General features: G+C 69.2%; 22 protein-coding genes. 6 read left to right on the top strand and 16 right to left on the bottom strand.

The annotated features are described in order from the left end of the window. Positions 1–264: 264 nt before the first annotated feature. Together eda and edd are read right to left on the bottom strand one after the other, a co-directional pair. Complete coding sequence (eda, locus tag AC1RQF_RS12745; protein ID WP_274001145.1) at positions 265–891, bottom strand: bifunctional 4-hydroxy-2-oxoglutarate aldolase/2-dehydro-3-deoxy-phosphogluconate aldolase; 627 nt, start codon at positions 889–891, stop codon at positions 265–267. 17 nt (positions 892–908) lie between these two features. Next, the gene (gene edd, locus AC1RQF_RS12740) at positions 909–2,762 is read right to left on the bottom strand and encodes a phosphogluconate dehydratase (RefSeq protein ID WP_492872171.1); all 1,854 of its coding nucleotides are present in this window, start codon (positions 2,760–2,762) and stop codon (positions 909–911) included. A gap of 294 nt (positions 2,763–3,056) precedes the next feature. Here edd and AC1RQF_RS12735 point away from each other — a divergent pair, with 294 nt between their 5' ends. Next, complete coding sequence (locus tag AC1RQF_RS12735) at positions 3,057–3,914, top strand: MurR/RpiR family transcriptional regulator (protein ID WP_492872170.1); 858 nt, start codon at positions 3,057–3,059, stop codon at positions 3,912–3,914. Between the two features lie 96 nt (positions 3,915–4,010). Here the strand turns inward: AC1RQF_RS12735 and AC1RQF_RS12730 are convergent, their stop codons facing one another. The 9 genes from AC1RQF_RS12730 to AC1RQF_RS12690 all read right to left on the bottom strand — a co-directional run bounded on the left by AC1RQF_RS12730 (position 4,011) and on the right by AC1RQF_RS12690 (position 13,094). Continuing rightward, a complete protein-coding gene (locus AC1RQF_RS12730; RefSeq protein WP_274001142.1) occupies positions 4,011–4,433 on the bottom strand; it encodes a CopD family protein in 423 nt (140 codons plus the stop codon). 18 nt (positions 4,434–4,451) lie between these two features. After that, positions 4,452–5,723 carry a glutamate-5-semialdehyde dehydrogenase gene (locus tag AC1RQF_RS12725; protein ID WP_274001141.1) on the bottom strand — a complete coding sequence of 424 codons (1,272 nt, stop codon included), beginning with the start codon at positions 5,721–5,723 and terminating at the stop codon, positions 4,452–4,454. 122 nt (positions 5,724–5,845) lie between these two features. Beyond that, positions 5,846–6,934: a DNA polymerase III subunit delta gene (gene holA, locus AC1RQF_RS12720; RefSeq protein WP_492872169.1), complete on the bottom strand. Its 1,089-nt coding sequence runs from the start codon at positions 6,932–6,934 to the stop codon at positions 5,846–5,848. Between the two features lie 40 nt (positions 6,935–6,974). Continuing rightward, the gene (locus AC1RQF_RS12715) at positions 6,975–7,529 is read right to left on the bottom strand and encodes an LPS-assembly lipoprotein LptE (protein ID WP_274001138.1); all 555 of its coding nucleotides are present in this window, start codon (positions 7,527–7,529) and stop codon (positions 6,975–6,977) included. 22 nt (positions 7,530–7,551) lie between these two features. After that, complete coding sequence (leuS, locus tag AC1RQF_RS12710) at positions 7,552–10,146, bottom strand: leucine--tRNA ligase (protein WP_274001137.1); 2,595 nt, start codon at positions 10,144–10,146, stop codon at positions 7,552–7,554. 146 nt (positions 10,147–10,292) lie between these two features. After that, positions 10,293–10,730 (bottom strand): ExbD/TolR family protein, encoded by a 438-nt coding sequence (locus AC1RQF_RS12705; RefSeq protein ID WP_274001135.1) that lies wholly within the window; start codon positions 10,728–10,730, stop codon positions 10,293–10,295. A gap of 25 nt (positions 10,731–10,755) precedes the next feature. Beyond that, on the bottom strand, positions 10,756–11,427 hold the full coding sequence (locus AC1RQF_RS12700; RefSeq protein ID WP_274001133.1) for a MotA/TolQ/ExbB proton channel family protein: 672 nt from the start codon (positions 11,425–11,427) through the stop codon (positions 10,756–10,758). An 11-nt stretch (positions 11,428–11,438) separates the two neighbouring features. Then, positions 11,439–12,245: a 4-hydroxy-tetrahydrodipicolinate reductase gene (dapB, locus tag AC1RQF_RS12695; RefSeq protein ID WP_274001131.1), complete on the bottom strand. Its 807-nt coding sequence runs from the start codon at positions 12,243–12,245 to the stop codon at positions 11,439–11,441. 60 nt (positions 12,246–12,305) lie between these two features. Continuing rightward, on the bottom strand, positions 12,306–13,094 hold the full coding sequence (locus AC1RQF_RS12690) for an outer membrane protein assembly factor BamE (RefSeq protein ID WP_274001129.1): 789 nt from the start codon (positions 13,092–13,094) through the stop codon (positions 12,306–12,308). Between the two features lie 154 nt (positions 13,095–13,248). Here AC1RQF_RS12690 and fur point away from each other — a divergent pair, with 154 nt between their 5' ends. Then, complete coding sequence (gene fur, locus AC1RQF_RS12685; RefSeq protein ID WP_274001128.1) at positions 13,249–13,677, top strand: ferric iron uptake transcriptional regulator; 429 nt, start codon at positions 13,249–13,251, stop codon at positions 13,675–13,677. A gap of 101 nt (positions 13,678–13,778) precedes the next feature. Here the strand turns inward: fur and AC1RQF_RS12680 are convergent, their stop codons facing one another. The 3 genes from AC1RQF_RS12680 to AC1RQF_RS12670 are packed head-to-tail and all read right to left on the bottom strand — an operon-like array spanning position 13,779 to position 16,689. Continuing rightward, on the bottom strand, positions 13,779–14,294 hold the full coding sequence (locus AC1RQF_RS12680) for an ureidoglycolate lyase (RefSeq protein ID WP_492872168.1): 516 nt from the start codon (positions 14,292–14,294) through the stop codon (positions 13,779–13,781). Between the two features lie 11 nt (positions 14,295–14,305). After that, on the bottom strand, positions 14,306–15,316 hold the full coding sequence (gene alc, locus AC1RQF_RS12675) for an allantoicase (protein WP_274001124.1): 1,011 nt from the start codon (positions 15,314–15,316) through the stop codon (positions 14,306–14,308). Between the two features lie 44 nt (positions 15,317–15,360). Continuing rightward, entirely contained in the window at positions 15,361–16,689 is a 1,329-nt protein-coding gene (locus AC1RQF_RS12670) for a C4-dicarboxylate transporter DctA (protein WP_274001123.1), read from the bottom strand. Between the two features lie 243 nt (positions 16,690–16,932). On the opposite strand from AC1RQF_RS12670, the gene AC1RQF_RS12665 reads away from it, so the two are divergent. Continuing rightward, positions 16,933–17,625: a FadR/GntR family transcriptional regulator gene (locus AC1RQF_RS12665; protein ID WP_274001122.1), complete on the top strand. Its 693-nt coding sequence runs from the start codon at positions 16,933–16,935 to the stop codon at positions 17,623–17,625. Positions 17,626–17,637: 12 nt separating this feature from the next. On the opposite strand, the gene cynR is transcribed toward AC1RQF_RS12665, so the two are convergent. Continuing rightward, entirely contained in the window at positions 17,638–18,516 is an 879-nt protein-coding gene (gene cynR, locus AC1RQF_RS12660) for a transcriptional regulator CynR (RefSeq protein WP_492872167.1), read from the bottom strand. A 124-nt stretch (positions 18,517–18,640) separates the two neighbouring features. Here cynR and AC1RQF_RS12655 point away from each other — a divergent pair, with 124 nt between their 5' ends. The 3 genes from AC1RQF_RS12655 to AC1RQF_RS12645 all read left to right on the top strand — a co-directional run bounded on the left by AC1RQF_RS12655 (position 18,641) and on the right by AC1RQF_RS12645 (position 21,114). After that, positions 18,641–19,300, top strand: coding sequence for a carbonic anhydrase (locus AC1RQF_RS12655; protein ID WP_492872166.1), 660 nt, complete (start codon positions 18,641–18,643; stop codon positions 19,298–19,300). Positions 19,301–19,354: 54 nt separating this feature from the next. After that, entirely contained in the window at positions 19,355–19,822 is a 468-nt protein-coding gene (gene cynS / locus AC1RQF_RS12650; RefSeq protein WP_274001119.1) for a cyanase, read from the top strand. A 98-nt stretch (positions 19,823–19,920) separates the two neighbouring features. Next, complete coding sequence (locus AC1RQF_RS12645; protein WP_274001117.1) at positions 19,921–21,114, top strand: MFS transporter; 1,194 nt, start codon at positions 19,921–19,923, stop codon at positions 21,112–21,114. Between the two features lie 96 nt (positions 21,115–21,210). Here the strand turns inward: AC1RQF_RS12645 and gap are convergent, their stop codons facing one another. Beyond that, on the bottom strand, positions 21,211–22,221 hold the full coding sequence (gap, locus tag AC1RQF_RS12640) for a type I glyceraldehyde-3-phosphate dehydrogenase (RefSeq protein WP_274001115.1): 1,011 nt from the start codon (positions 22,219–22,221) through the stop codon (positions 21,211–21,213). Positions 22,222–22,247: the final 26 nt, after the last annotated feature.

The raw sequence follows: 22,247 nt of genomic DNA, 5'->3' as shown, positions 1-22,247 counted from the left end.
CGGGTGCCGCGGCGGCGGTGCGCCGCCCTGGCGCGGTGATGAGCCTGGTCTCGAAATCGGCGGATGCGACCGAGAAAGCTGAAGAATGTAAAAACTTGGCGCGCTCGGCCAGGCTCGAATCAGCCGCCCTGCGCGCAGGGATTCCGCCGCGCCATGCCCATCGAGCCAGCGCGGCGGTAAAACGCAACGCAGGGTCAAAACGCGCGTCGTCGGGCCGATCGGCCACGCGACGGCGCATCTGCGTTGCCGGTGCGACGCGCGCGCTCAGCGCGCGAGCTGGCTCGCCGCCTGCGCGAGGCGCGTGACCTCGGCCCAGTCCTGCGCAACGAGCGCGGCCTTCGGCGTGAGCCACGAACCGCCCACGCACACGACATTCGGCAGCGTCAGGAAGTCCGGCGCGGAGGCCGCGCTGATGCCGCCCGTCGGGCAAAACCTCAGCTCCGGGAACGGCCCGTGGAACGCCTGCAGCATCGGCACGCCGCCCGCCTGCTGAGCCGGGAAGAACTTGACGATCTCGTAGCCGAGTTCGAGCGCCGCGATGATGTCGGTCGGCGTCATCACGCCCGGCAGCAAGGGCAGACCCGCATCACGCGCGGCCTCGTGAATCTCCCGCGTGAGCCCCGGCGACACGCCGAACTGCGCGCCCGCGCGCTTCGCCTGCGCGCACTGCTCGGGCTTCGTGATCGTGCCGACGCCGACGACGATGTCGTCCGCGAGCTGGCTTGCGCGCTCGATCGAGGCAATCCCCGCCGCGGTGCGCAGCGTAATCTCGAGCACCTTGACGCCGCCCGCGTGCAGCGCGCGCGACACCTGTTCGCCCTGCTCCACCGATTCGAATGCGAGCACCGGAATCACCGGGCCCAGTTTCACGATCTCGCCTATCGTCTTCATCTATGCGACTCCTTGGTTCATGCGCGAACGCCGGCGGCTTCGCCGACCAGCGCCCCGAAAACCGACGCGCCCTGCTCGGCGGGCGCAGCCGCCGCGCGGAACACGCCGAACAGTTCACGGCCGAAGCCGACCTCGTTGTCCGCCTGGTGCGCCGGTCGTGCGAGCAGGCGCGCCGCCCACTCGGCCGCGTCGAGCTCGACGTCGAGCACGCCCGCCCCGGCGTCGATCACGAGCGGATCGCCCGTCTGCAGCTTGCCGAGCGGACCGTCGAGCAAGGCTTCCGGCGACACGTGGATCACCGCAGGCACCTTGCCCGATGCACCCGACATCCGGCCGTCCGTCACCAGCGCGACGTGGAAGCCCTGATCCTGCAGCACCCCGAGCAGCGGCGTCAAACGGTGCAGTTCGGGCATGCCGTTCGCACGCGCGCCCTGGAAGCGCACCACCGCGACGAAATCGCGCTGCAGCTCGCCGCGATCGAACGCGGCCTGCACCGCCTCCTGGGAATCGAACACGATCGCAGGCGCCCGCACCGTGCGGTGCTCGGGCGCGACCGCCGAAATCTTGATCACGCCGCGCCCGAGCTTGCCCTGCATCAGACGCAGCCCGCCGTCCGCCTGGAACGGCTCGCCGATCGGCCGCAGCACCTTCGGATCCTGGCTCTCGGCCACGCCCGGCACCCACTGCAGCGCGCCGTCGAGCAGCTTCGGCTCGTGCGTGTAGTGCGCGAGCCCCTTGCCCGCGACGGTCGTCACGTCGCCGTGCAGCAGCCCGCCTTCGAGCAGGTTGCGCACCAGGAACGCGATGCCGCCCGCCGCGTGGAAGTGATTCACGTCGGCCTTGCCGTTCGGGTAGATCTTCGCGAGGAGCGGCACCGCGGCCGACAGCGCGTCGAAATCGTCCCAGTCGATCAGGATGCCGGCCGCGCGCGCAATCGCGACGAGGTGCATCGTGTGATTGGTCGAGCCGCCCGTCGCGAGCAGCGCAACGATCCCGTTGACGACCGCCTTCTCGTCGACCACGTGACCGATCGGCGTGTAGTGGCCGCGCTCGACGGTCAGTTCCAGCACGCGCCGCGCGGCCTGCGCCGTCAGCGCGTCGCGCAGCGGCGTGTGCGGATGCACGAAGGCCGAGCCCGGCAGATGCAGCCCCATCACCTCCATCAGCATCTGGTTGCTGTTCGCGGTGCCGTAGAAGGTGCAGGTGCCATGCCCGTGGTATGCCGCCGATTCGGCCTCCAGCAGCGCGTCGCGGCCCACTTGCCCGGTCGCGAACTGCTGGCGGATCTTCGCCTTGTCGTCGTTCGACAGGCCGCTCGTCATCGGACCGGCCGGCACGAAGATGGTCGGCAGGTGGCCGAACTGCAGCGCGCCGATCAGCAGGCCTGGCACGATCTTGTCGCAAATACCGAGGCACAGCGCCGCGTCGAACATGTTGTGGGTCAGCGCGACCGCGGTGCTCATCGCGATCACCTCGCGCGAGAACAACGACAGTTCCATGCCCGGGTTGCCCTGGGTCACGCCGTCGCACATCGCCGGCACGCCGCCCGCGAACTGCGCGACGCCGCCCGCCTCGCGCGCGGCGGCCTTGATGAGATCGGGATAGCTCTTGTACGGCGCATGCGCGCTCAGCATCTCGTTGTAGGCGGACACGATGCCGATGTTCGGCTCGCGGATCGCCTTGATCGCAAACTTGTCGTTGCCCTCGAGGCCGGCGAAACCGTGCGCGAGGTTCGCGCAGGACAGCGCGCCGCGGGCCGGAAAGCGCCCCTGCGCATCGTCGATGCGCCGGAGGTAGGCCGACCGGGTCGGCTGGCTGCGCGCGATCACGCGCTCGGTCACTGTCGCGAGGGTGGGGTGCAGCGAGGCCATGCTGAGCGCTCCTCTAGGTCCGGCCGTGGCCGGCAGGCTGGAATCGTGGGGACGTCGCCATCGGCGATCGAACGCGTCGAGTCTAGTAGAAAAACTACAGAATCGCAATCTAGCAGTGCAGCGCGGATTGGGATGAATCAGCCAACAGCCCAATAAATACGGCCAATTACTAAGTAAAAACCCTAGGTCACGACAATGAGCGCGCCGAACAAATCACGATCCGGGCTTGTAGATTTTCTACAATACAACCTGCGATACTAGCGCCCACCCGAACCCTTTTTTCTCCGTCGCCTCATGCTCCCTCGAATCGAAGCGCTACGCGCGCAACTGCGTCCGTCCGAGCGCAAGCTGGCCGACTACGTGCTGGCCGCGCCGCGCGAAGTGCTCGACCTGTCGATGACCGATCTCGCGGCGCGCGCGGGCGTGAGCCAGCCGACCATCGCGCGCTTCTGCCATGCGCTCGGCTGCAGCGGCTTTCGCGAATTCAAGATCCGGCTCGCGCAGAGCATCGCGCCCGGCGTGCCCTCGGTGTATCGCGACGTCGAGCCCGACGAGCCCGCGCCCGGCATCATCGGCAAGGTGTTCGACCGCACCATCGGCGCGCTGATCGAGGTGCGCAACAGCTTGTCGGCGAGCAGCGTCGCCGAGGCGATCGCGCTGCTCGCGAACGCGGCGCGCATCGAGTTCTACGGCGCGGGCGGCTCGGGGATCGCCGCGCAGGACATCCAGCACAAGTTCTTCCGGCTCGGCGTGCCGAGCGTCGCCTACTCGGATCCGCACACCTTCTCGATGTCGGCCGCGCTGCTCGGCCCGCGCGACGTGGTGGTCGCGATCTCGAACACGGGCCGCACCCGCGACATCGTCGACGCCGCGCGCTCCGCGCGCGCGTGCGGCGCGCAGGTGGTGTCGATCACCCACAGCAATTCGCCGCTCGCGAAGCTCGCGACCGTGAGCCTCGCAGCCAACATCGCCGAGGAGACCGACGTGTTCTCGCCGATGACCTCGCGCGTGTCGCACCTCGCGATCGGCGACATCCTCGCGGTGGGCGTCGCGCTGCAGCGCGGCCCCGAGCTGGTCGACCGGCTCGGCCGCGCGAAGGAGGCGATCACGCGGCGCCGCATCGACCCCGACGCGAAGGACGCGAAAGGCTGAGGCCCGCGCTCCCGCGCCGTCGGCTTGATATCGCCGACGTAAACGCAAGACGGCGCCCCGCAGGCGCCGTCTTGAACAACATGGGACGAACCAGGCTCAGAACGGCTTGATCACCGCGAGCGCGACCGCCACGAGCATGCCGAGCACCGGCAGTTCGTTGAACACGCGATACCACTTGTCGGAGCGTCGGTTCTCGCCGCGCTCGAACACCGCCAGCAGGTGCCCGCAATACGCGTGGTAGACAAGCAGCAGCACGACCACCGCGAGCTTCGCGTGCACCCAGCCCTGCCCCTGGCCGATGCCGACCGCGAGCCACAGCCACAACCCGCACGCGAGCGCCGGCACCGCGATGAAGCTCATGAAGCGGAACAGCTTGCGCGCCATGATCAGCAGCCGGCGCACCGCGGCCGGCTCGGTTTCCATCGCGAGGTTCACGTAGATGCGCGGCAGGTAGAACAGGCCGGCGAACCACGCGGCGATCAGCACGATATGAAAGGTCTTGACCCAGAGCATGGCCATCGGTCGACTCGCCCCCCCTTATTGACGCGCTTCACCGTGCCCGAGCACGATGTATTTCAGCGACGTGAGCCCGTCGAGCCCGACCGGCCCGCGCGCATGCAGCTTGTCGTTCGAGATGCCGATCTCCGCGCCGAGCCCGAACTCGAAGCCGTCCGCGAAACGCGTCGACGCATTGACCATCACGCTCGCCGAATCGACTTCGCGCAGGAACCGCATCGCGCGATCGTGATCTTCGGTGACGATCGCATCGGTATGCGCGGAGCTGTACGTATTGATGTGCTCGATCGCCGCGTCGAGGTCGTCCACCACGCGGATCGCGAGCACCGGCGCGAGATACTCGGTGCGCCAGTCTTCCTCGGTCGCGTCGACGAGCGGGCCGACGCCCGCCTCGGCGAGCACCGCGCGCGCGGCCGCGTCGACGCGCAGCTCGACGTCCTTGCCGCGATAGAGCCGGCCCAGCGGCGGCAGCACGGCAGCCGCGATGCCGCGCGCGACGAGCAGCGTCTCCATCGTGTTGCAGGTGCCGTAGCGATGCGTCTTCGCGTTGTCGCACACGGCCAGCGCCTTGGCGAGATCCGCGCGGTCGTCGACATAGACATGGCAGATGCCGTCGAGATGCTTGATCATCGGCACGCGCGCTTCGTTGATCAGGCGTTCGATCAGGCTCTTGCCGCCGCGCGGCACGATCACGTCGACGTACTCGGTCATCGTGATCAGCTTGCCGACCGCCGCGCGGTCGGCGGTCGCGACCACCTGCACCGCATCCTCGGGCAGGCCGGCCGCGCGCAGCCCTTCGGCGATCAGCCCGGCGAGCGCGGTGTTCGATTCGAGCGCCTCGGAGCCGCCGCGCAGGATCGTCGCGTTGCCGGACTTCAGGCACAGCGCCGCCGCGTCGATCGTCACGTTCGGGCGTGATTCGTAGATGATGCCGATCACCCCGAGCGGCACCCGCATCTGGCCGACCTGGATGCCGCTCGGCCGGTACTTGAGGTTGCTGATCTCGCCGATCGGGTCGGCCAGCGCGGCGACCTGGCGCAGGCCCTCGATCATGGTCGCGAGCGCCTTGTCGGACAATGTGAGACGGTCGACGAACGCGGCGTCGAGCCCCTTGTCGCGCGCGCGCGCGACATCGCGCGCATTGGCGGCCTTGAGCGCCGCGGCGTCGCGTTCGATCGCCGTCGCGACCGCGGCAAGCGCCGCGTTCTTCGCGGCGGTGGACGCCCGCGCCATCGCGCGCGAGGCGTGCCGCGCGCGCCGGCCGACGTCCGTCATGTATTGATCGATATCCATCGTGAAACTCGAGAGGCGGGCCGCGACATGCGGCACAAACGATTGGGGGGAAAGGGGCGCGGGCTTCGGACAGCCCGCGCGCCGTCGCTATCGCGATTGTAAGCGCGTCGCGCGAAGCCCGCTCAGCCCGGGCGACGCGATGCCGCAGCCGGTGGCGCGGCCTGCGCGCCCGCCACCGTCATGGCCAGCTGGAACAGGCCGTCCCACGGGTCCGGCGGCGGCGCGTCGCGACCGTGCGGCGCGGCGCCGGACAGGCCCTTGACCTGACGATCGAGCCGCGCGGCGAACGCCAGCGCCTGTTCGAGCACGCGCTCCGACACGCGTGCGAGCGCCGGCCCGATCAGCCGCTCGCGCGGCCCCCATACGCGGTTCTCGCGCACCAGCACAGCGAGCGGCTTGCCTGCCGCCACGCCGCGCTTGATCCGCAGCAGCGTGCGCAATTCCTCGACGACCGCCCACAGCACCAGCACGAGCGCCTCGCCCTCGCCCTTCAGGCCGTCGATCATGCGCGCGAGCCGGCCCGCGTCGCCCGCGAGCATCGCCTCGTTGAGCTTGAACACGTCGTAGCGCGCGACGTTGAGCACCGCGTCCTGGATCTGTTCGAGCGTGAGCGCGCCCTGCGGATAGAGCAGGCCGAGCTTCTGGATTTCCTGGTGCGCGGCCAGCAGGTTGCCCTCGACGCGCTCCGCGATGAACTGCAGCGCGCGGCGCCCTTCCTCGCCCGCCGGGGCGCGCTGCCCCTGCAGGCCAAGCCGCTGACCGATCCAGTTCGGCAGCTGCACGCGCTCGACCGGGTCGATCTTGAGCGCGGCGCCGCCATTCGCGAGCGCGGTAAACCACGCGGACTTCTGCGTCGCGGCATCGAGCCGCGGCAGCGTGACGAGCGTCAGCACATCGGGATTGCCGGCGGCCGCGAGCGCCTTGAGCGCCTCGGCGCCGTCCTTGCCCGGCTTGCCCGACGGAATCCGCAGCTCGACGAGCTGCCGCTCGCCGAACAGCGACATCGACTGGCTCGCGCCCAGGAGCGTGCTCCAGTCGAAGCTGCGCTCGACGGTAAACACGTTGCGTTCGGTAAAGCCGGCCGCGCGCGCGGCCGCGCGGATGCGGTCGCACGCCTCCTGCGCGAGCAGCGGCTCGTCGCCGTACACGACATACAGTGCGGCGAGCCCCTTCGCGAGGTGCGGCTCGAGTGCGTCCAGTCGCAATTGCATCGGTTCGTGGCTTCGGTCGGTCGAAAAGACGCCGCTCGCTTTACAGCGGCGGCGGCGGCAGCGGCGCGCGTGGCGCGACGCCCGGCACCGCGTCCTCCGGCCCGGCCGGCTCCAGCGTGCGGACGATCGCGAAGCGGCGCATCAGCTGGTCGACCGCGTCGTTCTGCATGTCCGCGAACAGGATGTCGGCTTCCTGCGCCTTCGCGTTCGTGAACTGCGCGTTGTACGTCATCGCGCGATTCAGCGCGATCACGCTCGGCGCGATCAGCACCGCGCCGTCGCGATTCGTCAGCGTGTAGTTCAACGAGTAGTTCAGCTGGTATTCCTGGACAGAACCGTATCGGTCGAGCGTCAGCGTGCTCTGGCCGCGCGATTCGGAGACCCCCAGCACCGCGTCCGCTTCCGCGACCGTCTTGACGATCACGGTATCGCTGCCGCCCTGGATCATGCGCGTGAGCCGCGCCGCCACGGCAGGCGGCGCGCCCGTCACCGCGAGGCGCTTGAACACGTAGTTCTGCTGCCCGCGCAGCTGGAAACCGCACGCGGACAGCAGCACAGCGCTGCCCGCGAGCATCAGAAACGATCTGCGGATCACCTTCGCTCCTTCTGGTTCGTTGTCAGACGACGACGTTCACAAGCCGGCCCGGCACGACGATGATCTTCTTCGCCGGTTTGCCTTCACCGAACTTCACGACGCTCTCGTCGGCCAGCGCGGCCGCCTCGATCGCTTCGCGGCTCGCGTCCTTCGCGACCGTCAGCGCGCCGCGCACCTTGCCGTTCACCTGCAGCACGAGTTCGATCTCGGCCTGCTCGAGCGCCGCTTCGTCGACCTTCGGCCAGGCCGCGTCGAGCAGCGCGCCCGATTCGTCCGCATAGCCCAGCTCGCGCCACAGCTGGTACGTGACGTGGGGCACCACCGGGTACAGCACGCGCAGCAGCACGCTGTAGGTCTCGCGCAGCACCGCGGGCGTCGCGCCCTTGGCGCCGTCGAGCGCGTTCAGCATCTTCATCGCGGCCGACACGACCGTGTTGTACTGCAGGCGCTGGTAGTCGAAATCCGCCTGCTTCAGCACGCTGTGGATCTCGCGGCGCAGCGCCTTGTCGGCGTCGCCGAGCTGCGCGGCGTCGAACGACCCGCGCGCGCGCAGCGCCGCCTCGTTCGCGATGCCGAAGCTCCACACCCGGCGCAGGAAGCGGCTCGCGCCCTCGACGCCCGCGCCCGACCACTCGAGCTGCTGCTCGGGCGGCGCCGCGAACATCGTGAACAGGCGCGCGGTGTCGGCGCCGTACTGGTCGATCAGCACCTGCGGATCGACGCCGTTGTTCTTCGACTTCGACATCTTCTCGATGCCGCCCAGCACGACCGGCTGGCCGTCGGCATTGAGCACCGCGCCGACGGGCCGGCCCTTGTCGTCATGCGACACCGTGACGTCGTCCGGGTTGTACCAGGTCTTCTTGCCGGCCGCGTCTTCGCGGTAGAAGGTTTCGTTCAGCACCATGCCCTGCGTGAGCAGGTTCTTCGCCGGCTCGCCGAACTTGACGAGGCCGAGGTCGCGCATCACCTTGGTCCAGAAGCGCGAATACAACAGATGCAGGATCGCGTGCTCGATGCCGCCGATGTACTGGTCCATCGGCATCCAGTAGTCGGTGCGGGCGTCGACCATGCTCGTCGCATCCGGCGCCGCGTAGCGCGAGAAATACCACGACGAATCGACGAAGGTGTCCATCGTGTCGGTCTCGCGCTTCGCCGCCGCGCCGCACTTCGGGCACGCGCAGTTGACGAACGCCTCCGACTTCGCGAGCGGATTGCCCGAGCCGTCCGGCACGAGATCCTCGGGCAGCACGACGGGCAGGTCCGCCTCGGGCACCGGCACGTCGCCGCACGACGGGCAGTGGATGATCGGGATCGGCGTGCCCCAGTAGCGCTGGCGCGAGATGCCCCAGTCGCGCAGGCGCCAGGTCACCTGCTTGTCGCCGAAGCCGCCCGCCTTCAGGTCGGCCGCGACCGCGTCGACGGCCGCCGCATAGCCGAGGCCGTCGTACTTGCCGCTGTTCACGCACGCGGCGGCGTCCTTGTCGCCGTACCACTCCTGCCAGGCCTCGGTCGAATAGGTCTCGCCCTCGACCGCGATCACCTGCTTGATCGGCAGGCCGTACTTGCGCGCGAACGCGAAATCGCGCTCGTCGTGCGCGGGCACGCCCATCACGGCGCCCTCGCCGTAGCTCATCAGCACGTAGTTGCCGATCCACACCTCGACCGGCTCGCCCGTCAGCGGGTGGCTGACCTCGAAGCCCGTCGCGACGCCCTTCTTCTCCATCGTCGCCATGTCGGCTTCCGCGACACCGCCGCGCTTGCATTCGTCGATGAACGCGAGCAGCTCGGGGCGATCCTGCGCGAGCCGGGTCGCGAGCGGGTGCTCGGCCGCGATCGCGCAGAAGGTCACGCCCATGATCGTGTCCGCGCGGGTCGTGAACACGCGCAACAACTTGCGCTCGCCGTCCAGCTCGTACGGGAAGCCGAAGTTCACGCCGAAGCTCTTGCCGATCCAGTTCTGCTGCATCAGCTTCACGCGCTCGGGCCAGCCGAGGCCGTCGAGGTCGTTCAGCAGCTCGTCCGCGTACTGCGTGATGCGCATGTAGTACATCGGGATCTCGCGCTTCTCGATCAGCGCGCCCGAGCGCCAGCCGCGCCCGTCGATCACCTGCTCGTTCGCGAGCACGGTCTGGTCGACCGGATCCCAGTTGACGGTGCCGGTCTTCTTGTACGCGATGCCCTTCTCGAGCATCTTGAGGAACAGCCACTGGTTCCAGCGGTAGTAATCCGGCTTGCAGGTCGTGACCTCGCGCGACCAGTCGACCGCGAGGCCCATCGACTGCATCTGCTTCTTCATGTACGCGATGTTGTCGTAGGTCCACTGCGCGGGCGGCACGCCGTTCGCCATCGCCGCGTTCTCCGCCGGCATCCCGAACGCGTCCCAGCCCATCGGCATCAGCGTGTTGTAGCCGTTCATGCGCAGGTAGCGGTACATCACGTCGTTGATCGTGTAGTTACGCACGTGCCCCATGTGCAGCTTGCCTGACGGGTACGGCAGCATCGACACGCAGTAGAACTTCGGCTTCTGCGAGTCTTCCGTCGTCTTGTAGGCATCGACTGCGCGCCAGTCGCTCTGGGCGGCGGCTTCAACGTCGGCGGGTACGTATCTTTCGTGCATGGTGTGGTCGGACTAGGCTTGGAGCGGCGCGCGCCTGGCGCACGCGGCGGAGTGGATCGAAAGTCGCGCATCCCCGGCGGGCGGGGAAAACGTCGATTATACCGTCCGCGCCGGCCGGCACGGCCGCCCGTGCGGCGAATCCGCGCTCAGCGCGACGCCGGAGCCGGCGCGGCCGGCGGCTCGGTCACGAAGCCGATGCGTGAAAGGCCCGCCTGCTGCGCGGCGCCCATCACCTGCGCGATCGTCTCGTAGCGGGTCGAGCGCTCGGCGCGCAGGCGCAGCTCGGGCGCGGCGGCGCCCGCCGCCGCCGCGCGGAAGCGCGCGGCGAGCGCGTCGGACGCGATGGGTTCGTCGTTCCAGAACAACCGCCCCGCGCCGTCGATCGACAGCGTGATCACCTCGGGCGTGTCGCGCGACGGCGCGGCCGCGACCTTCGGCAAATCGAGCCGGATCGCGTGGGTCAGGAGCGGCGCGGTCAGGATGAAGATCACGAGCAGCACGAGCATCACGTCGATCAGCGGCGTCATGTTGATGTCCGCGATCGGCGCCGCCGTGTCCTGGTGGTCGAGGCCGCCGAATGCCATGGCAATCTCCGTGCGCGCGGGCCGCTCAGGCCTCGCCGCAGACGAATACGTGCAGGTCGCGCGCGAAGCCGTCGAGATCCTCGACGAGCTGGCGCACGAGCCGGCCGAGGATGTTGTAGGCCAGCACGGCAGGAATCGCGACGACGAGCCCGAACGCGGTCATGATCAGCGCCTCGCCGACCGGCCCCGCGACGTTCTCGATCTGCGCCTGGCCGCTCGCCGCGATGCTGCCGAGCGCGTGGTAGATGCCCCAGACGGTGCCGAGCAGCCCGACGAACGGCGCCGTGCTGCCGATCGACGCGAGCAGCACCTGGCCGAATTCGAGCCGGCGCTGCGAGCGGCGCAGCGCGTGACGCAGCGCGCGCAGCACGCGTTCGCCGCGCTCGACGCGCGCCGCGAGCGCCTGCGGCTCGGCGTCGCGGGCCGCCGCCGCGTCGCGCGCGGCCTCGGCGAGCGGCGCGAACACCCGCTCGCGATCCGCCGCGCGCAGCGCGGCGATCCCGTCGTCGAGCGTGGACGCGTGCCAGAACGCGGCGAGCGCGGCCGGGCCCTGGCGCTTCGCGCGCACCAGCACCCAGGCCTTCACGAGCAGGAAGCACCAGCTCGCGACCGACATCGCGAGCAGCAGGTAGGCGACCGCGTGCGTGACCGCGTCGCCGCTGTCGAGGTAATGGAGAATGCCGGTCGGGGTCGCCATCGGTGGATGGATCAGCGCAGGCCGAGCACGTCCTGCATGTCGAACAGGCCGGTCGGCCGGTCCGCGAGGAAGCGCACCGCGCGCAGCGAACCCTGCGCGTACGACACCCGGCTCGACGACTTGTGGGTGATCTCGATGCGCTCGCCGGTGCCGGCGAACAGCACCGTGTGATCGCCGACGATGTCGCCGCCGCGGATCGCCGAGAAGCCGATCGTCGACGGATCGCGCTCGCCCGTCACGCCGTGACGGTCGTACACCGCGCAGGCGTCGAGCGAGCGCCCGAGCGCGCCTGCGACCGCCTCGCCCATCATCAGCGCGGTGCCGGACGGCGCGTCGACCTTGTGGCGGTGGTGCGCCTCGATGATCTCGATGTCATAGCCCTGCGCGAACTGCCGCGCGGCCATTTCGAGCAGCTTCAGCGTGACGTTCACGCCAACGCTCATGTTGGCCGAGAACACGATGCCGATCCGCTCGGCCGCGGCCTTGAGCGTGGCCTTCTGCGCGTCGGTGAAGCCGGTCGTGCCGATCACGAGCTTCACGCCGTGGCGCAGCGCGGCCTCGAGATGCACGAGCGTGCCTTCCGGACGGGTGAAATCGATCAGGTAGTCGGCCTCCGCGCTGACGCGCTCGAGATCGTCGGTCAGCACGATACCGGTGTCCTTGCCGAGGAACGCGCCCGCGTCCTGGCCGAGCTGCGGCGAACCCGTACGGTCGAGCGCGCCGACGAGCCGTGCGTCGGGATCGTTCAGGACCGCTTCGATCAGCATCCGGCCCATGCGGCCCGACGCTCCTGCAATGGCAATGTTGTACGACGACATGCGCTACCTGCTGCAAAAAAGACGGGCGGCCGCGCCGCCCGACAATCATGGAACGCCGGCTCAGCCGCCCGTGCCCGCCGCGCCCGAGGCAGGCGTGGTGAGCGGCTGGTTCGGCAGCGTATCGGTGCTGCGCGGGCCGACCGGCTGCCCCGCGTCGCTCGGCACCGGCTGGGCGGGGCGATGGAACTGGAATTGCGGCTGGATCGCCGGGCTCGCGCCGGGCGGCATCCCGCCCGGGGTCGGCGCGTTCGGCGCCGTCTGCGTGGACGGCGCGAAGCGGCCGCCGCCCACCGAGCCCTGGCCCGAGACCTGGCTGGTCGCGCGGTTCGCCGCGCGGGCCGCCTGCTCGTTCGCGTCGTTCGAGAGATCCTGCGGCTGCGGCGCGGCGGCCGGCTGGGCCGCCGTCGCCTGCGCGCCGCTCGCCGCGGCCAGCGCGGCCGCCTTGGCCTTCTTGCCGCGCTTGTCGCCGTCGATGTCGGCGAGCAGCTCGAGCTCGGACGGCAGGTTGTCGCCGCCCGTCCAGCTGGCGAGGCGGTCGCCGCCGAAGGTCAGCACGAGATCGCGCTGCTGCACGACGGACGTCGAGCCGCGCTTGAAATAGAAGATGTAATCCCAGCGGTCCGCATGGAACATGTCGGCCAGGAGCGGCGTACCGAGCAAGGCGCGCACCTGATCCCGCGTCATGCCGGCCTGCAGCTGCGCGGCCTTTTCCTGCGACACGAAATTACCCTGCACAACCGTGATGCGATACGGCGTGATGCTTTGCGCGATGCGCTGCGTGACGCTGTCGTACGACGAGCAACCGGCCAGCGCGGCAACTGCGGCGGCGGCGAGGATGGCACTCCGCATGCGGTTCCGCTGAAAATGCAAAAGAGATGTTGGAATCATGTCCCTCACCGTGCTGGCCCGTTGCGCAGGCCGCGCGAGTTTTGTCACTGATGACTGAAACGGCTAAAAGCCGGTACTATTAGAGCCCTGCATTGTACTCTAGGGATGCCTAGCCATGACCAATCCGACCGATCTCAAAAATATCGGGCTGAAGGCCACCCTACCGCGCCTCAAAATTCTCGAAATTTTCCAGCAGAGCCCGGTACGCCACCTGACCGCAGAAGACGTCTATCGCAATCTGCTGCACGAAGAGCTGGACATCGGCCTCGCCACGGTCTACCGCGTACTCACGCAGTTCGAGCAGGCGGGCCTGCTGTCGCGCAGCAACTTCGAATCCGGCAAGGCCGTGTTCGAGCTGAACGAAGGCTCGCACCACGACCACCTGGTCTGCCTCGATTGCGGCCGGGTCGAGGAATTCTTCGACGCGGAGATCGAAAGTCGCCAGCAGTCGATCGCGAAGGAGCGCGGCTTCAAGCTGCAGGAACATTCGCTCGCGATGTACGGCACCTGCACGACGGAAAACTGCCCGCATCGCAAGCACTGAAGCTTACAGAAAGCCGCGCCTGCGCGCTGCCGAAAAAAACCCGGTCAGGCTCGTGCCGACCGGGTTTTTTTCTTTTCGTGACGTTCCTGCCCCCGCCCCGCTCAGGCGGGCGCCGCGCCGCCGACGAGCCGCCACGGCCCGTCGAGCGCGATTTCGTCGCAGTTCGGCTGGCCGCCGCCGCGGTCGACGACCAGAAAATCGCTGACCCGGTCGAGCGCGAGGAGCGGATGGTGCCAGACGCCCTTCGCGTAATTCACCCCCTGCCAGCCCTCGGCCATGAAGGCGCGCAGGCGCGCCGGCTCGAATCCGCCCGCCGGCGCGACGACGATCGCATAGCGCGCGACCGCCGCGAGCGGAATGAACGCCTGGCTGCCGAGCGGATGGCGCTCCATCATCGCGATCTCGATCGGTTCCGCGCGCGGCTGCGCGCGGAACAGGCTCACGAGCGGCCGTCCGCCTGCGTCGGCCACGTCGATCGACGCGAGATCGTGGAAGCGCTCGGTCGTGCCGCCATTGATCGGAAAGCGGCGCGCGCCCTCCAGTTCGATGACGTCGCCGAACGGCGCGAACGCCGCCCGCGTCAGCGGCTCGATGCGCAGGATGCGCCGCGTGTCCATCGCCGCCGCCGTCAAGCCGGATCGCCCCACAGACGCAGCCGCGACACGCCGCCGTCCGGGTAGATGTTCAAGCGCACGTGGGTCACGGGGCCGAGCGCCGCGAGCAGGCTGTCGAACACGTGCACATGGTCCATCTGGAGCGGCTGCTCGCCCAGCAGCACCGGCCAGAACATCGCCTGGGTGACGAGCGAATCGTCGGTGCCGCCCGCGACGCGCGCCGCCTGCAGCGAGCAGCGGTCGGGGAAATTTCCCTTGAAGTGCGCGGTATCCACCTCGACCCGACGGATCACGCCCGGCCGCGCGAGCGCGATGATCGCCCAGTCGTTGCCCGGCTCGCGGCGGCGGCGGGTTTCCCAGCCGTCGCCCATGTTCGCGCCGCGCCCCGGCATCAGCATCTGCGAGGCGGGCCCGAAATGCTGGTTGTTCGCGGCGACCAGGTAGGCGCCGTTCTCGATCGCCGCGAGATCGACCGCCTCGCCGCGCGCCGCCCGGCTCCAGTCGCGCTGCGGCTGGCCGTACACGCGCAGCCGCGCGAGCCCGCCGTCCGGGTACAGGTTCACGCGCAGGTGCGTGTACGGCCGCGCGTCGTCGACCTCGACATAGTGGTGACTGTTGCCCTGCAGCGTGGTCGCGGGCACCAGCACCTGCCAGTCGGCGTCGTCCGGCGGCGTCTCGGCATCCGACACGCACGCGTCGATCGACGCGGCCGGCGGGAAATTGCCGGTGAAGTGGCTGGTGTCGAGATCGACCCCGTGCACGACGCCCGGCCGGGCCAGCCTGAGCACGCAGAAATCGTGGCCGGTCGTGCGCTTGCGGCGCGTCTCCCAGCCGTCCATCCACTTGCCGTGATCGTCGTACTTGCCGGGGATGAACACCGCCGGCTCCGGGTTGAGCATCCGCTCCTTCGGCGCGAAGAACTCGTCGCTCGCGAACAGCGCCTGCGCGCCCAGGCGCGGATCGGCGAGGTTCATGTAGCGGCGCGTGAACGCGGGCGCGTTCGGGTCCAGCATCGGGGCAGCCATGGCGTCTCCTGAATCGTTCTGAGGAAGGAATGGTTGGGGGGCGTTCAATGCGCGGGCGCGTGGTCGCCGCCCGCGAGCGCGCCCGCCGGCGCGGCTTCGTCACCCGACGGCACATAGCGCAGCTCCTGGTTCAGCACGCGGTGCGCACGGGCGCGGTCGATATCGCGCTCCCAGACCGCGACCACCACCGTCGCGACGCAGTTGCCGAGCAGGTTGGTCAGCGCGCGGGCGATCCCGACGAACCAGTCGACCGGCAGGATCAGCACGAGGCCGAGCACCGGGATCGCCGGAATCGCGGACAGCGTCGCGGCCAGGATCACGATCGCCGAGCCCGGGATCCCGTGCGCGCCCTTCGAGGTCACGAGCGACACCAGCAGCACCACCAGCAGGTCGTGCATCGACAGCGGCGTGTTGGTGGCCTGGGCGATGAACAGCACCGCGAGCGTCAGGTAGATCGAGAAGCCGTCGAGATTGAACGAGTAGCCGGTCGGGATCACGAGGCCGACCGTGGAATCCTTGATGCCCATCCATTCGAGCTTGCGCATCACCTGCGGCAGCACCGCGTCCGACGAGGCGGTGCCGAGCACGATCGACAGCTCCTCGCGCAGATAGCGGATCAGCTTGAACACGCTGAAGCCCGCGAGCCGCATCACGAGGCCGAGCACCACCGCGACGAAGATCGCGCAGCTCGCGTAGAACACCACGACCAGCATCCCGAGCTGCTTCAGCGACGCGACGCCGTACTTGCCGGTCGTGAACGCGATCGCGCCGAGCACGCCGAGCGGCGCGAGCTTGATGATGAAGCCCATCACGCGGAAGAACACGCCCGACAACTCCTCGATCAGCGCGTTGACGCGCTGCGCGCGCTCGCCGAGCAGCGACAGCGCCGAGCCGAACAGCACCGCGAACACGAGGATCTGCAGGATGTCGCCGCGCGCGAACGCGTCGAACGCGGTGTCCGGGATGATCTTGAGCAGGTAGCCGGCCGTGTCCTTCAGGCTCTGCGCGTTGCGCGCGTAGTCGGCGAGCGAGGCCGGGTCGAGCGAATGGAGATCGACGTTCATGCCCGCGCCGGGCCGCGTGAGCCACGCGAGCAGGATGCCGATCCCGAGCGCGATGGTGGTCATCGCCTCGAAATAGATCACGGCCTTCAGCCCGACCCGACCGACCTTCTTCAGGTCGCCCGCGTTCGCCATCCCGCCGACCACCACGCAGAACACGATCGGCCCGATCACCATCTTGATCAGCTTCAGGAAACCGTCGCCGAGCGGCCGCAGCGACTGCGCGAAATGCGGGAAGAACGCACCGAGCGCCACCCCGATCACCAGGGCGATGACCACCCGGCCAAACAGCGAATTGAGAAACTTCGACACGGCGTTCTCCCATTCCAGCGGTTGCGGAATCGTCTGTTCATACTGGTCGGACCAGTGATGTTATGGACGATAGTAGGAAGCCGATATAGTCGCGTCAAGCCAGCAAAATTCAGGGATTACCCGCGTGCCGCCAAGCAATATTCGTCCGAAAAAAGCCTGTTGAATCATCGCTTTCCCGAACCCTGGCGGCGCTTGGCGGCGACCGGATTACAATGCCGGTCAGACCGCCGACTCCCTGCCTTCATGAAGAACGTTCCGCACACCGTGACCGACGCCGCCATCGCCACGATCCGCGACCGGATCGAGACCGGCGTCTACCCCGTCGGCTGCCTGCTGCCCGCGCAGCGCCAGCTGTCCGAGGAGCTGGCGATCAGCCGCGCCTCGCTGCGCGAGGCGCTGACCACGCTCGAAGCGCTCGGCATGCTGACGATCCGGCCCGGCAAGGGCGTCTATGTCGAGAGCGCGCAGGCGGGCGTCGCCCACGCGTGGCGCTTCGCCGAGCAGTCGTCGCCGCCCGACACCTACCAGATGCGCTACGCGCTCGAAGGCTTCGCCGCGCGGATGGCGGCGCTCGCGGTCAGCGACCACGACCTCGCCTGGTTCGAGGACAATCTCGCCGCGCTGCAGATCGCGCTCGCGAACCAGGCGCTCGACGAGGCGTCGCAGCTCGACTTCGAGTTCCACATGCGGATCGTGAGCCTGGCCGGCAACGCGGCGATCGAGTCGATCCTGCGCGGCAGCGCCGACATCATGAAGGAAAGCCAGCGCATGCCGTTCTACCGGCGCGAGCTGATGCAGTCGACCTATCACGAGCATCGCGCGATCCTCGACGCGCTGCTCGCGCGCGAACCCGCCGCCGCCGGGCGCGCGATCGAGGCGCACATCACGAACGCCGCGCAGCGCGCCGGCGTGCACTTCCCGACCCCGGACCGCTGAAGCGGCGGCGCGCTAGAGCGCCAGCGCCTCCAGGCATGCGACCAGCGCGCGCGCGGCCGCGCTGCGGTACGCGCCGCGCCGCGTCAGCAGCGCCGCGGTACGGCGCGGCAGCGACGGCGTCAGCTCGACCACGCTGAGCCCCGCGTGGCGCGCGGCGACCGCGGCGGGCAGCACGGTCGCGAGCCGGTCGCCGCCGACGATCTCGAGCAGCGCATTCAAGGATTCGACCTCGATCGCCACGCGCGGCGCGACCCCGTGCGCGGCGAAATACTGGTCGATGTTCACGCGGGTCGCGAAGGCGCGGCTCAGCAGGATCAGCGGCTCGTCGGCCAGATCCGCCGGCGCGAGCGGCCGCTGCCGGCGCGCCTGGTGATGGCCCGGGCCGACCACCAGCGCGAGCGCCTCCTCCCACAACGGCTGGGCGTCGATGTCGGCGAGTTGGACCGGCTCGAACGCGAAGCCGAGATCGAGTTCGTCCTCGAGCAGCAGCGCCTCGATCTGCTCCTGCGGCATCTCGCGGATCGACAGCGTGAGCTTCGGATAGCGCGCGTGGAAGCGCTCGACGAGCGGCCCGACCAGATAGGCGGTGAAGGTCGGCGTCATCGCGAGCCGCAGCGAGCCGCTTTGCAGGTCCTCCACATCGTGCAGCGCGCGCCGCCCCGCATCGAGCTGGCGCAACGCCGCACGCGCGTGCCGCAGGTACACCTCGCCGAATTCCGTGAGACGCACGCCGCGCCCCGAACGGTCGAACAGCGGCACGCCGAGGGCGTCCTCGAGCTGGCGGATCTGTTGCGACAGCGTGGGTTGCGAGACGTGCAGCGCGTCGGCCGCGCGCGTGAAATTGCCGTGTTCCGCGACCGCGAGGAAATAGCGGATGTGTCTGAGCAGCATGGCGCGTCCGGGCTAGAGGTATTGGTTCTGCCTATACAAACAATAATAAACCGGTCTTGGACGCTATGACTGGATTCCCGCATGCTCTGTCCACCCGTTACCGATTCCCGTCCTGGAGGTCAGCGTGCAAGACATCATCGAGGGTTTCCTGAAGTTCCAGCGCGACGCGTTTCCCGCGCGCTCCGCGTTGTTCCGCCGCCTCGCGGCCAGCCAGCAGCCGCGCGCGCTGTTCATCTCGTGCTCGGACAGCCGGCTCGTGCCCGAGCTGGTCACGCAGCGCGAGCCCGGCGACCTGTTCGTGATCCGCAACGCCGGCAACATCGTGCCGTCCTACGGCCCCGAGCCGGGCGGTGTGTCGGCCTCGGTCGAATATGCGGTCGCGGTGCTCGGCGTCGCGGACATCGTGGTCTGCGGCCACTCCGACTGCGGCGCGATGACGGCGCTCGCCACCTGCCGCTGCCTCGACCACCTGCCCGCGGTGCGCGGCTGGCTGCGCCACGCGGACGCCGCGAAGGCCGTGCACGGCGCGCGCGATTATCCGGACGAGCGCACGCGGGTCGACGCGATGGTGCGCGACAACGTGGTCGCCCAGCTCGCGAACCTCGCGACCCACCCCGCGGTCCGGCTCGCGCTCGAACAGGAGCGCGTCATGCTGCACGGCTGGATCTACGACATCGAAACCGGTGCGATCCAGGCGCTCGACGGCGCGACGCGACGCTTCGTCGCGCTCGCCGAGCATCCCCGGGTTCACGCCACGCCGCCGCCGCTCCACGCCGCGGCCTGAGCCTCGCGTTTCACGTTTCACCGTTCACCCTTCACTCACCCACGAGGAGCCACGATGCAATCCCAGCACAGCCAGACCGCCCGCGCCGCCCTGACCGAGCGCATCATCGACGCGAAGACACGCCTGAACCTGAGCTTCGAGCAGATCAACGAAGGCACGGGGCTGAGCATCGCGTTCGTCACCGCCGCGCTGCTCGGCCAGCACGCCCTGCCCGCCGAGGCCGCGCAACGCGTCGCGCAGCGGCTCGGCCTGAACGACGACGACGTCCGCCTGCTGCAGACGATCCCGCTGCGCGGCAGCATCCCGGACGGCGTGCCGACCGATCCGACCATCTACCGCTTCTACGAGATCCTGCAGGTCTACGGCACGACGCTGAAGGCGCTCGTGCACGAGCAGTTCGGCGACGGCATCATCAGCGCGATCAACTTCAAGCTCGACATCAAGAAGGTCGACGACCCCGAAGGCGGCTCGCGCGCGGTCATCACGCTCGACGGCAAGTACCTGCCGACCCGGCCGTTCTGAACGCGGCGGGCGCGCCGCCCGCCCCGCGCCGTCGAACCTCGTCCCGCCCGGTCCGCATGGCCGGGCGGCCGCCCCGTCTCTTCATTCGCCACGCGTCCATGTCCTCTCCCTCCCCCGCGCCGCTGACCCGCGGCATGACGCTGCTGTTCGCCTGCGCGTGCGGCATCGTGATCGGCAATCTCTATTACGCTCAGCCGCTGCTCGCCGCGATCGCGCACAGCTTCGGCCGCACGACGGCCGAACTCGGCTACCTCGTCACGCTGACCCAGCTCGGCTACGCGGCCAGCCTGCTGTTCGTCGTGCCGCTCGGCGACGTGCTCAACCGGCACACCCTGATCGTGCGGCTGCTCGCCGCCAACGTGATCGCACTGCTCGCGGTCGCGTTCAGCACCCGCTATGCGTGGTTCGTCGGCGCGCACGTCGCGCTCGGCTTCGTCACCTGCTCGACACAGCTGCTGGTGCCGTTCGCGGCCTCGCTCGCCGACGCGCGCTCGCGCGGCCGCGCGGTCGGTACCGTGATGAGCGGCCTCTTGCTCGGCATCCTGCTCGCGCGCGTCGTGTCGGGCGCCCTCGCGGACGGCTTCGGCTGGCGCGCGGTCTACGTGGTCGCCGCGCTGCTGGTGGCCGCGCTCGCGTGCGTGCTCGCGGCCAGGCTGCCGCAGGACCGCCGCGACGCGCGCGTCGACTATCCGGCGCTGTTGCGCTCGCTCGTCGCGCTGGTGCGCGCGCAGCCGCTGATCGCGCTGCGCGCCGCCTACGGCGCGCTGGTGTTCGCCTGCTTCAGCCTGTTGTGGACCGCGCTCACCTTCCTGCTGAGCCAGCCGCCGTATGGGTATTCGGAAGGCCGCATCGGCCTGTTCGGGATCGTCGGCGCGGTGGGCGCGCTCGCCGCGACCTCGGCGGGACGGCTCGTCGACCGCGGCCACGGCAATGCGGCGACCGGGCTGTTCGCGGCCGCCGTGCTCGCCTCGTTCGCGCTGATCGCGGCCGGCGCGCATTCGCTCGCGGCGCTGATCGCCGGCATCCTGCTGCTCGACGTCGGCGTGCAGGGTCTGCACATCTCGAACCAGAGCGTGATCTACGCGATCGCCGGCGACGCGCGCAGCCGCGTGACGACGATCTACCTGACCAGCTATTTCATCGGCGGCGCGCTCGGCTCGGGCGCGGCGAGCGCCGCGTTCGGCGCCGACGGCTGGCGCGGCGTATGCATCACGGGCGCGCTCATCGCGGGCGGCCTCGTCGCGCTGTGGGGCGCATCGCAGCGCCTCGGCGCGCGCCGCGCGACGTCCTAGCGCGGACGAAAAAAAGCCCGGCGCGGCGGGCAGCCGGGCCGGGCGGATCCGCGCGCCGGCGCGCCGCGCATGCGGCGGCCGGACGGCGCGGCGGGCTTACTTCGCGTTCGCGAGCGCGATCGCGGTGTCCAGCATGCGGTTCGAGAAACCCCACTCGTTGTCGTACCAGCTCGACACCTTCACGAGACGGCCCGACACCTTGGTCAGCGTCGCGTCGAAGGTCGACGACGCCGGGTTGTGGTTGAAGTCGATCGACACGAGCGGCGCGTCGTTGTAGCCGAGGATGCCCTTCAGCGCGCCTTCCGATGCTTCCTTCATGATCGCGTTGACTTCCTCGACCGTCGTGTCGCGCTTCGCGATGAACGACAGGTCGACGATCGACACGTTGATGGTCGGGACGCGGATCGCGTAGCCGTCGAGCTTGCCGTTCAGTTCCGGCAGCACGAGGCCGACCGCCGAGGCGGCGCCCGTCTTAGTCGGGATCTGGCTGTGCGTGGCCGAACGCGCGCGGCGCAGGTCTTCGTGATAGACGTCCGTCAGCACCTGGTCGTTCGTGTACGCGTGGATCGTCGTCATCAGGCCCGTTTCGAGGCCGATCTTGTCGTTCAGCGGCTTGACGAGCGGCGCGAGGCAGTTCGTCGTGCACGATGCGTTCGAGATCACGGTGTGCTCGGCCTTCAGCACGTTGTGGTTCACGCCGTAGACGATCGTCGCGTCGACGTCCTTGCCGCCCGGCGCCGAGATGATCACCTTCTTCGCGCCGCCCTTCAGGTGCGCGCCGGCCTTTTCCTTGGTCGTGAAGAAGCCCGTGCACTCGAGCACGACGTCGACGCCCAGCTCGCCCCACGGCAGTTCCGCCGGGTTGCGGTTCGCCAGCACGCGGATCTTGTCGCCGTTGACGACCAGGTAGTCGCCGTCGACCGACACGTCGCCCGGGAACTTGCCGTGCGCGGTGTCGTACTGGGTCAGGTGCGCGTTGGTCTTCGCATCGCCCAGGTCGTTGATCGCGACGATCTCGAGATCGTGCTTCTTGCCGTTTTCATAGAACGCGCGCAGCGTGTTGCGGCCGATGCGGCCGTATCCGTTGATTGCAACGCGGATCGTCATGTCTATCTCCTGATGGCTGAAAAAAT

Source organism: Burkholderia sp. GW821-FHT14F03 (assembly GCF_058803765.1).
The sequence above is the reverse complement of the archived record's forward strand: the minus strand, read 5'-3'. Positions and strand labels throughout refer to the sequence as shown.

What these genes read in the sequence shown, in the direction of transcription:
- AC1RQF_RS12680 (WP_492872168.1), bottom strand. Translation starts at nt 14,294, where the DNA reads ATGGACACGCGGCGCATCCTGCGCATCGAGCCGCTGACGCGGGCGGCG.
- AC1RQF_RS12665 (WP_274001122.1), top strand. Translation starts at nt 16,933, where the DNA reads ATGAAGAACGTTCCGCACACCGTGACCGACGCCGCCATCGCCACGATC.
- dapB (WP_274001131.1), bottom strand. Translation starts at nt 12,245, where the DNA reads ATGTCGTCGTACAACATTGCCATTGCAGGAGCGTCGGGCCGCATGGGC.
- AC1RQF_RS12645 (WP_274001117.1), top strand. Translation starts at nt 19,921, where the DNA reads ATGTCCTCTCCCTCCCCCGCGCCGCTGACCCGCGGCATGACGCTGCTG.
- fur (WP_274001128.1), top strand. Translation starts at nt 13,249, where the DNA reads ATGACCAATCCGACCGATCTCAAAAATATCGGGCTGAAGGCCACCCTA.
- cynS (WP_274001119.1), top strand. Translation starts at nt 19,355, where the DNA reads ATGCAATCCCAGCACAGCCAGACCGCCCGCGCCGCCCTGACCGAGCGC.
- AC1RQF_RS12735 (WP_492872170.1), top strand. Translation starts at nt 3,057, where the DNA reads ATGCTCCCTCGAATCGAAGCGCTACGCGCGCAACTGCGTCCGTCCGAG.
- alc (WP_274001124.1), bottom strand. Translation starts at nt 15,316, where the DNA reads ATGGCTGCCCCGATGCTGGACCCGAACGCGCCCGCGTTCACGCGCCGC.
- AC1RQF_RS12725 (WP_274001141.1), bottom strand. Translation starts at nt 5,723, where the DNA reads ATGGATATCGATCAATACATGACGGACGTCGGCCGGCGCGCGCGGCAC.
- leuS (WP_274001137.1), bottom strand. Translation starts at nt 10,146, where the DNA reads ATGCACGAAAGATACGTACCCGCCGACGTTGAAGCCGCCGCCCAGAGC.
- eda (WP_274001145.1), bottom strand. Translation starts at nt 891, where the DNA reads ATGAAGACGATAGGCGAGATCGTGAAACTGGGCCCGGTGATTCCGGTG.
- AC1RQF_RS12705 (WP_274001135.1), bottom strand. Translation starts at nt 10,730, where the DNA reads ATGGCATTCGGCGGCCTCGACCACCAGGACACGGCGGCGCCGATCGCG.
- gap (WP_274001115.1), bottom strand. Translation starts at nt 22,221, where the DNA reads ATGACGATCCGCGTTGCAATCAACGGATACGGCCGCATCGGCCGCAAC.
- AC1RQF_RS12700 (WP_274001133.1), bottom strand. Translation starts at nt 11,427, where the DNA reads ATGGCGACCCCGACCGGCATTCTCCATTACCTCGACAGCGGCGACGCG.
- AC1RQF_RS12690 (WP_274001129.1), bottom strand. Translation starts at nt 13,094, where the DNA reads ATGCGGAGTGCCATCCTCGCCGCCGCCGCAGTTGCCGCGCTGGCCGGT.
- AC1RQF_RS12730 (WP_274001142.1), bottom strand. Translation starts at nt 4,433, where the DNA reads ATGGCCATGCTCTGGGTCAAGACCTTTCATATCGTGCTGATCGCCGCG.
- holA (WP_492872169.1), bottom strand. Translation starts at nt 6,934, where the DNA reads ATGCAATTGCGACTGGACGCACTCGAGCCGCACCTCGCGAAGGGGCTC.
- cynR (WP_492872167.1), bottom strand. Translation starts at nt 18,516, where the DNA reads ATGCTGCTCAGACACATCCGCTATTTCCTCGCGGTCGCGGAACACGGC.
- edd (WP_492872171.1), bottom strand. Translation starts at nt 2,762, where the DNA reads ATGGCCTCGCTGCACCCCACCCTCGCGACAGTGACCGAGCGCGTGATC.